Below are 8,293 nucleotides of genomic sequence, written 5' to 3'. Positions count from 1 at the left end.
GCCAACTGCCAACTTAATGTTGAAACTTTGGATTTTCATTAACGAATATTTTTGACATTATAGACAGACACTAATTAGCATTTTTGTATTCAAGTGTTCACGTGCTTATATAATAATGACACAAGTATCATATTATACAGAATCCGGTCTGAACAAGCTTAAAAAAGAGCTTGATGAGCTAAAGACCAAAGGTAGGGCAGATATGGCTAAGCAAATAGCAGAAGCCCGTGATAAGGGCGACCTTAGAGAAAACGCAGAGTATGATGCGGCCAAAGATGCCCAGGGTATGCTGGAAGCAAGGATTGCTATACTTAAAGAAAAGTTGGGAAATGCCAGAGTCATCAATAAATCTGACCTTAATACCTCATCTGTTTCTATTTTAGCTACTGTCAAAGTTAAAAACAAAGATAATGATCAGGAGATAGACTACACGCTTGTTTCAGAAGATGAAGCCGATATAAGTTCAGGTAAGATATCAGTTCAATCCCCTATAGGTAAAGGACTTTTAGGGAAAAAGGTTGGCGATACAGTTAAAATTGAAGTACCGGCAGGAATGATGGAGCTTGAAATTGTAAAGATCAGTTAATGCTGGGATAAAAAGATGTCAACTTTATTTACAAAAATCGTAAAAGGCGAAATACCATGCTATAAAGTTGCTGAAGACAATATTTTTTTAGCATTTCTGGATATTAACCCTCTTGCCATAGGCCATACCCTGGTAATTCCCAAAAAAGAGGTTGATTACATCTTTGATCTTGATGATGACCTCTATACAGATCTGCATCATTTTTGCAGGAAAGTAGCTCTTGGGTTGAGAAAAGCTATACCATGTCTCAGGATCGGAACAGCAGTGGTCGGCCTTGATGTTCCGCATGTTCACGTCCATCTTTTCCCTTTGAACAGTATGGATGATATGAATTTTATGAAACCCAAGCTCAGGTTTTCTGATGAAGAATTTGCAGAGATTGCGGATAAAATAAAAAAGGAAATTAAAGTGTAGAGCATATCCCGGGCACTCAGGACGCTTTGCTAAATTTCGTGGTTAATTTAAAATCTACATATACCCTTCTTATAAAACAAAAAGCATCACAATTGGGTTTTGATTTTTGCGGTATTTCCAAGGCTGAATTTCTTGAGGAAGAAGCGCCCAGGCTTGAGACCTGGCTTAATCAAAACATGCACGGCAAGATGGCTTATATGGGCAGGTATTTTGATAAAAGATTAGACCCCCGTAAATTAGTTGATGGCGCCAAATCTGTGATTTCACTGTTGCTTAACTATTATCCTGAAAAAGACCTCACCACTCCAAAGGAGTCCGGAGTCCTTCGGACCAATTCCTCTACTAAAAGAGAGAGTAGTAATAACTATTATAAGATCTCTAAATATGCCTATGGCAAAGATTATCATTTTGTATTGAAAGGAAAATTAAAAAGTTTGCTGGAATTTATACGTGAGGAAATAGGACAAGTCAATGGGAGGGCGTTTGTAGATTCTGCACCTGTGATGGATAAAGTATGGGCAAAAAAAAGCGGGTTGGGCTGGGTAGGCAAACATACAAACCTGATCAACAGGAATATGGGCAGTTTTTTCTTTATTGCCGAATTGATCGTTGACCTGGAATTGGAGTACGATGGCCCTGTTAAAGATTATTGCGGCAGCTGCACCCGCTGCATGGATGCCTGCCCTACTGATGCAATTGTTGACCCTTATGTGGTGGATGGCAGCAGATGTATTTCATATTTAACAATAGAGCTGAAAGAAAAAGAGCAAATCCCAGCGGAATTTAAAGGAAAAACCGATAACTGGATATTTGGCTGTGATATATGCCAGGATGTTTGCCCCTGGAACCGTTTTGCAAAGCCACACAATAATCCTGAGTTTGATCTTAATCCTGAATTGGAAAACTTGTCCGGAGCGTCAGCGAGGGGATTCCCTGAAAAGAGTAATGGAACAATTAAAAAGATTCATTGGCAGGAGCTTACCAAAGAGCTGTTTGACAAGACCTTCAAAAAATCTGCATTAAAAAGAGCAAAGTTTGAAGGTTTGAAGAGGAATATTGAGTTTGTAAAAAATCATTAATTACATCTAAAAATTCTTCCGGAGCATCCGCATGCACCCAATGCCCGGCATTTTCAATAGTTGTAATTTGTGAATTAGGGAATAATTTTTTAATTAGGTCAATATCTCTATTATCTATAAATTGTGATTTACCACCTTTTACAAAAAGTGTAGGTTTGTCAAAACATTTATTCTCAATTAACCATTCACCAATATTTTCAATTCCTCTACTGATTACCGGTAAATTTATACGCCAAGCAAAACGAGAAGCTGCATCCTTGTTGGTCTTATGAGGCTTACGACAAAGATTTTTCAGTAAAAACTGCCGTACCTTAAATTCAGGCACATACTGAGCCAATTGTGTATCGGCATCCCTACGTGTCTTTAGGTCAGATAATTTTAATGAAAGCAAACCGGTCAGAATAGAATCATGCTGTATCTGGTAATATTTCGGAGCAATATCAACAACAACCAGTTTTTGCAATTTTTCAGGGTATTTCATTGCAAATTGCATAGCTACTTTACCACCCAAAGAATGACCGATCAGATTTGGGATTTCGGAATTAGGATTTTGCCTGCCTGCCGACCCCGACTTTGTCGGGACGGGAGCTTCAGCGCAGGCAGGGAGGTGGAGATCATCAATAAATTCAACCAGATCATCAACCATGACCCGGTAATTAAATGCTTCGTTATGAGGTGACCTACCGTGATTTCGCAGGTCAGGGATATAGACTTTATGTTTTTCGGCAAGTTTTTTGCCAATTGTCAACCAATTATCAGACATACCGAATAAACCGTGGAGGATGATTATAGGTGCATAGCCCCGCCAATTGGCGGGGTTGGGCGCCTGGCGATCTGTGGCCCTAGCAGAATAAATCGGCTGGACGTTTCCTAATTCTCTGTAAAAGAGTTTCATTTTTTTACCACTAATTGAGCAAAGGTGTCGGACACCTGCCCTTTATGAGTTTTCGAATATCTTGGTAATATTTGTGATACTAATTAATTGTAGGTGTCCGACACCTAAAATGTATATTTGCAAAATATTTTTTAACCACTAATTACACTAATTTGTGTAAAATAAATTAAATTCTGCCAATATGAAACTATTATTTAAAAGATCAATTTTAATGCCCTGTGTACTATGTATATTTTTTTCAAATAATATGGCACAGGAAGCAAACCGAGATACCTTACCTGACTCATTGCTTTTGCAGGAAAGTGACACGTTACAAAATATAGCCCCCAAAGTGTTCATTGACTGCGATTTTTGCGATCTTGACTATATACGAAAGGAAGTACCTTTTGTGAATTATGTAAGAGACCGGATGGGAGCGCAGGTACATGTGCTGGTAACAGCACAGCAAACCGGCAGTGGTGGGCGTGAATTTACGGTTTTATTTATTGGCCTGAAGGAATTTTCAGGCATGAACGACACGTTGGTTTTTGTTACTTCACCGGTTGAAACCGCGGATGAAATTCGAAAGGTAGGTGCACATATCCTTAAACTTGGACTGATACGCTATTTAGCTCAAACCCCGCTTGGTCAGCAAGTCACCATTGATGTTTTCCACTATGCTGCGGATTTAACAACTGTGGAGGATAAATGGAAGAACTGGGTTTTTGAAATTAATCTGGGTGCTTGGTTTAATGGTGAGCAGTTAACCAGCACTATAAATCTTAGGCCTTCAATATTTGTCAGCAAGATCACCCCGGAGTGGAAAATAGAGTTGAAGCCGAGAGCGAACTATAGTAAAAGTAAATTTCAAACAGATGATACAACCATTTACAGTATTTTACACGATGAAAATTTTAACACTTTAGTTGTAAAAAGCTTAGGAGAACATTGGTCTGTTGGTGGATTTGCCAGAGTAAGATCTACGATTTATGAAAACATTAAGCTGGATTACCGCATTGCCCCTGCTGTGGAATACAATTACTTTCCCTATTCAGAATCTACCAGGAAGCAATTAAGGTTTTTATACAAACTTGGATATACATACTACTATTATAACGACACTACCATCTTTAATAAAATAGAAGAGGGACTGTTTCACGAAAATCTTGGAGTGGCTTTTGAGATAAAGGACAAATGGGGTTCCATCAATATTTCTCTGAATGGTTTTCACTATTTCCATGATCCTTCTCTTAACAGTCTATGGTTTTACTCAAACCTTAATTTAAGAATATTCAAGGGTTTCTCATTGAGAATATCAGGAGGTTATTCATTTATCCACGATCAGATATCTCTCAAAAAAGAAGAAGCCACAGCAGATCAAATCAAGTTAGGCCTAACGCAATTACCTACCGAATTCCGATACTGGGGCAATGTTGGAATAAACTATACCTTTGGCTCAATTTATAATAATGTAGTGAATCCGAGGTTTGGGAATTAGGGTAAACGTGTTTATGTGTTCAAGTATTCGTGTGTTCAGGTGAACAATAGAACACAGAATCTGAAAAATTCTATTTATTCCACAAAAATAATAGGTTCACGAACATCCCTCTCTTTTAATAGGCCTATTACAGCTAATTTCAATCCTTGTTTATGAGCAATATCTAAAAACTCACTTTCCCCTTCAGGCTCTACAGCAATTAATAGCCCCCCACTTGTTTGAGGATCACATAAGATTGTTTTTTGGCGTTCGGTAATTCCTGAAATTTTGCTTCCATAGCTATCCCAGTTCCTTACTGTTCCACCGGGGATACATTTTTGGTCAATATATTGATCAATACCATTAATTTGAGGTACGGCATCATAGTAAACAACGGCATTCAGATTGCTTCCTTCACATACTTCGCATAAATGACCCAGCAACCCGAATCCGGTCACGTCTGTCATGGCTTTGACACTTTCACATTTTCCAAAACTAATGCCGGCATTGTTTAGCTTTACCATCAAATCAGTGGCAATATTTTTATGTTTTTTTTTAAGCAGCCCTTTCTTTTGTGCTGTTGTCAGGATGCCGATTCCTAATGGTTTTGTAAGATAAAGTTTGCACCCGATAGTTGCCGTACTATTTTGTTTTATACTTTTCTTATCAACTAACCCGGTAACCGCCAGGCCAAATATTGGTTCAGGACTGTCAATACTATGCCCACCTGCAAGCGCAATACCAGCTTCTTTGCAGGCATGCCTGCTCCCTTCTATCACTTTTTGCGCTATCTGTGAAGAGAGCTGCTCTATTGGCCATCCTAAAATGGAGATAGCCATTAAGGGCGTACCACCCATGGCATAAACGTCACTAATCGCATTCACTGAAGCTATCCTGCCAAAGTCAAAAGGATCATCAACGATGGGCATAAAAAAATCCGTGGTACTTATGATAGCCTGCCCATTACCAAGATCATAAACGGCCGCATCGTCTTTTTTGTCGTTGCCTACTAACAAATTCTTATCGAAATCTGGCGGGTTTTTAAAACCTGCCGGATTTAAAATATCATCCAGTATCTTTGGTGAGATCTTGCAGCCGCATCCTGCCCCATGACTGTATTGGGTTAGTTTTATCTCTTTCATTTTATTTTTTTATAAAACATCATTACTTTCCTGGCATTTTCTTTTGGATCTTCGGTATCTAAGGATAAGGGAAAAACTGATCTTGATTGCCTCTTTGATAACCCAATATTGTAAGCTTTATCATAATAGGTGAGTGTAAGCTGTGCAACGCTTAAGTAATCTTGTTTGCCTAAGGCTTCTAAGGATTTTTTTGTATTAAGCCCGCCAAGCCGTTTTCCTATTTTGAGTATGGCATTTTCTAATAAATTATCATCAAAACATGCGTATTCTTTAACCAATCTTTTTGCTCTGATCATCTTTTGAATTTCGATCTTAATAACAGGACTGTTTCTCATCTGAAGCCACAATCCTGCCGGTATATGTACTTTTCCCAGGTTATGACTTTCATCTTCGACCCAAACCGGTTTGCTCAGGTCAAATTTTTGCCAAAATTCAAAAATCTTGTTTTCAAAACATTCTGTAGTGGGTTGAGAATTCTGTCCAATGGCGCCAAAAGCAGAACCTTTATGATGTGCTAAATGCTCAAGATTCAAAACCTGTTCTCCCAACAAGGCTAATTGATTGAGTATATCCGTCTTGCCACTGCCGGTCATTCCACCCAGCACGATCAGGTTTGCTTTACGATCAAAATTTTCCAGTACGAATTTCCGGAAAGATTTGTATCCATCCTTCAGGGTAAAAACCTCAAATCCTGCCAGATCCAATAACCAGGCAAAATTTTCACTTCGCATACCACCTCTCCAGCAATATAAGAGCACATGGCGCATAGCGCAGGGCGGGGGAACGCCATGCGCCATGCGCCATGTGCCATGCGCTACCCGTTCAACTTTCTTTACAAATCCGGTCATCTTTGGCGCTACTATTTCCAGCCCAAGAAGAATTGCCTGTTCCCTTCCTGACTGTTTATAGGTAGTGCCTACCTTTGCTCTTTCCACATTACTAAAAAGAGGTATGTTTACTGCCCCTGGAATATGTCCATTTTCAAATTCCTTTGGAGAACGGACGTCTATAACCGGTGATTGTTTTGCTTGATTTATAAATTGTTTGATATTAATAGATTTTACCATTATTCATTATCAGTTAACAACATCCAGTATCAAACATTTAGCATCCGGACCTATATTAATTCTCTTAAATAAAGTTGGATCGCATTCTCCAACCCTAAATAAATGGCATCACAGATCAATGCGTGCCCGATGGACACTTCCAATAAATTTGGAATATTGTCTTTGAAATATTTTAAATTGTCCAGATCAAGATCATGACCGGCATTTATTCCCAAACCAAGTTCTCCGGCAAATTTTGCGCTTCTTGCATAAGGGGCAAGGGCTTTTTCTTTTCCGAGTACCCGGTATTGTTTTGCATATTCTTCAGTGTAGAGTTCAATTCTATTCGTATCAACTTTAGCAGCTCCTTCAATATACTTTTCCACAGGATCAACAAAGATGGAGGTTCTTATTCCTGAATCTTTTAATTCCGAAACAATATCTTTCAAAAAATTTTCTTCATTAATGGTATCCCAACCGTGGTCAGAGGTGAGCTGACCGGGTTTATCGGGCACAAGTGTAGCCTGTGCGGGTACTACTTTTTTGACAATATTGAGCCATTTTTGAGAAGGATAGCCCTCAATATTAAATTCAGTCGTTAATATAGTTGCCAGGCCTGATACATCCTGGTAGCGAATGTGTCTTTCATCCTGTCGCGGATGTACGGTGATGCCCTGGGCGCCAAACCGTTCGCAATCCTTAGCAGCTTGCAGAAGGTCTGGCCTGTTTCCTCCCCTGGCGTTGCGCAGGGTAGCGAATTTGTTGATGTTTACGCTTAAGTGGGTCATTTTGAGCATGGCGCATAGAGCATAGCGCATGGCGCATCATTTCTTCTTTTTCCTTTTAGCAATAGCATGATTTGTTTGTTTGCTCGATCGCTCGGCTAAGCGGTCAGGTTCAATGGTTGAGTGGGCGGTTCTTTTCTTTCTTTTATTGATGTTAATGTTTATTTGCTTGCTCGCACGCTTTCCTATACGACTTGGTTCTATGTTAGATTTGGGATTGCTAAAATTTCTTCTATTCATAGCATTTCCCGGATGAGAACCTGACATAGATTGCTTCATACAGCTTGTACCGATTAATAGAGCGCATAGCGCGCAGAGCATAGCGCATGGCATATAGTGCATAGCGTATGGCACATAGCGATGGACGCTTTGCGCCATGCGCTATGCGCTATGCGCAATCAGCTATTGTATTCCCAATTTCATCAAATAATGCTTATCTTCTGTTATGACATAAAGAAAATAAATGCCAGTGGTGAATTTAGAAAGATCAATCTGGGTTTTGAATTCATACCTTATATCATTCAATTGCCGGCTGTATATCTTTCTGCCAAGCAGATCTGTAACAAAAACATCCATTGAACCACCCTGAATATTCTTCACATTTAAGTTAAAGATCCCTGGGCTGGGGTTTGGATATATCAGGATATCATTTGAAAGGGAAATGATCTCTGATACAGATACCAGAACGACTTTTATCGTATCAGTGAGAACAATAAAGGTACCACAAACAGTATCTGTAATGATTACACTGTAAACGCCAGCTGTGAGGCTGTCAGCCGTGGCTGTTGTTTGATTAGCCGGGTCATCCCATAGGTAAGTGTAATTACCGGATTCACCGCTTACCGTTACAGAGATCGAACCATCATTACAACCGGCACATGATTCCAGGG

The 8,293-nt window shown here is 39.4% G+C and carries 10 protein-coding genes and 1 pseudogene; 4 read left to right on the top strand and 7 right to left on the bottom strand.

Going from position 1 to position 8,293, the window contains the following annotated elements:
* Positions 1-115: 115 nt before the first annotated feature.
* From greA to queG, 3 genes are read left to right on the top strand one after another with little or no spacing between them, the layout of a single operon-like run.
* Positions 116-586 carry a transcription elongation factor GreA gene (greA, locus tag FVQ77_05780; protein ID MBW8049840.1) on the top strand — a complete coding sequence of 157 codons (471 nt, stop codon included), beginning with the start codon at positions 116-118 and terminating at the stop codon, positions 584-586.
* 15 nt (positions 587-601) lie between these two features.
* The gene (locus FVQ77_05775; protein ID MBW8049839.1) at positions 602-1,000 is read left to right on the top strand and encodes an HIT family protein; all 399 of its coding nucleotides are present in this window, start codon (positions 602-604) and stop codon (positions 998-1,000) included.
* Between the two features lie 38 nt (positions 1,001-1,038).
* Positions 1,039-2,079: a tRNA epoxyqueuosine(34) reductase QueG gene (gene queG, locus FVQ77_05770; protein ID MBW8049838.1), complete on the top strand. Its 1,041-nt coding sequence runs from the start codon at positions 1,039-1,041 to the stop codon at positions 2,077-2,079.
* On the opposite strand, the gene FVQ77_05765 is transcribed toward queG, so the two are convergent.
* Positions 2,006-2,974 carry an alpha/beta fold hydrolase gene (locus FVQ77_05765; GenBank protein ID MBW8049837.1) on the bottom strand — a complete coding sequence of 323 codons (969 nt, stop codon included), beginning with the start codon at positions 2,972-2,974 and terminating at the stop codon, positions 2,006-2,008. The genes queG and FVQ77_05765 overlap by 74 nt on opposite strands.
* Positions 2,975-3,155: 181 nt before the next feature.
* On the opposite strand from FVQ77_05765, the gene FVQ77_05760 reads away from it, so the two are divergent.
* Entirely contained in the window at positions 3,156-4,451 is a 1,296-nt protein-coding gene (locus tag FVQ77_05760) for a hypothetical protein (GenBank protein MBW8049836.1), read from the top strand.
* A 74-nt stretch (positions 4,452-4,525) separates the two neighbouring features.
* Here FVQ77_05760 and selD read toward each other — a convergent pair whose 3' ends face one another.
* The 6 genes and pseudogenes from selD to FVQ77_05730 form a co-directional block, all read right to left on the bottom strand.
* Complete coding sequence (gene selD, locus FVQ77_05755) at positions 4,526-5,572, bottom strand: selenide, water dikinase SelD (GenBank protein ID MBW8049835.1); 1,047 nt, start codon at positions 5,570-5,572, stop codon at positions 4,526-4,528.
* The gene (mnmH, locus tag FVQ77_05750; GenBank protein ID MBW8049834.1) at positions 5,569-6,639 is read right to left on the bottom strand and encodes a tRNA 2-selenouridine(34) synthase MnmH; all 1,071 of its coding nucleotides are present in this window, start codon (positions 6,637-6,639) and stop codon (positions 5,569-5,571) included. Before mnmH ends, selD begins: the two co-directional genes overlap by 4 nt.
* A gap of 50 nt (positions 6,640-6,689) precedes the next feature.
* Positions 6,690-7,406 (bottom strand): pyridoxine 5'-phosphate synthase, encoded by a 717-nt coding sequence (locus tag FVQ77_05745; protein MBW8049833.1) that lies wholly within the window; start codon positions 7,404-7,406, stop codon positions 6,690-6,692.
* 36 nt (positions 7,407-7,442) lie between these two features.
* Complete coding sequence (locus FVQ77_05740) at positions 7,443-7,682, bottom strand: hypothetical protein (GenBank protein ID MBW8049832.1); 240 nt, start codon at positions 7,680-7,682, stop codon at positions 7,443-7,445.
* Between the two features lie 123 nt (positions 7,683-7,805).
* The gene (locus FVQ77_05735) at positions 7,806-8,003 is read right to left on the bottom strand and encodes a T9SS type A sorting domain-containing protein (GenBank protein MBW8049831.1); all 198 of its coding nucleotides are present in this window, start codon (positions 8,001-8,003) and stop codon (positions 7,806-7,808) included.
* 195 nt (positions 8,004-8,198) lie between these two features.
* Positions 8,199-8,291 (bottom strand): annotated as a pseudogene (locus FVQ77_05730) (hypothetical protein).
* Between the last annotated feature and the right edge of the window lie 2 nt (positions 8,292-8,293).

It is taken from the genome of Cytophagales bacterium, from assembly GCA_019456305.1.
GTDB lineage: Bacteria > Bacteroidota > Bacteroidia > Cytophagales > VRUD01 > VRUD01.
Note: the sequence above shows the minus strand (reverse complement) of the source record. Positions and strands in the feature narration are given on the sequence as shown.

Excerpts from the sequence above, each read along its gene's own strand:
- greA (MBW8049840.1), top strand. The coding sequence starts at position 116 with ATGACACAAGTATCATATTATACAGAATCCGGTCTGAACAAGCTTAAA.
- FVQ77_05775 (MBW8049839.1), top strand. The coding sequence starts at position 602 with ATGTCAACTTTATTTACAAAAATCGTAAAAGGCGAAATACCATGCTAT.
- FVQ77_05765 (MBW8049837.1), bottom strand. The coding sequence starts at position 2,974 with ATGAAACTCTTTTACAGAGAATTAGGAAACGTCCAGCCGATTTATTCT.
- FVQ77_05760 (MBW8049836.1), top strand. The coding sequence starts at position 3,156 with ATGAAACTATTATTTAAAAGATCAATTTTAATGCCCTGTGTACTATGT.
- selD (MBW8049835.1), bottom strand. The coding sequence starts at position 5,572 with ATGAAAGAGATAAAACTAACCCAATACAGTCATGGGGCAGGATGCGGC.
- mnmH (MBW8049834.1), bottom strand. The coding sequence starts at position 6,639 with ATGGTAAAATCTATTAATATCAAACAATTTATAAATCAAGCAAAACAA.
- FVQ77_05745 (MBW8049833.1), bottom strand. The coding sequence starts at position 7,406 with ATGACCCACTTAAGCGTAAACATCAACAAATTCGCTACCCTGCGCAAC.
- FVQ77_05740 (MBW8049832.1), bottom strand. The coding sequence starts at position 7,682 with ATGAAGCAATCTATGTCAGGTTCTCATCCGGGAAATGCTATGAATAGA.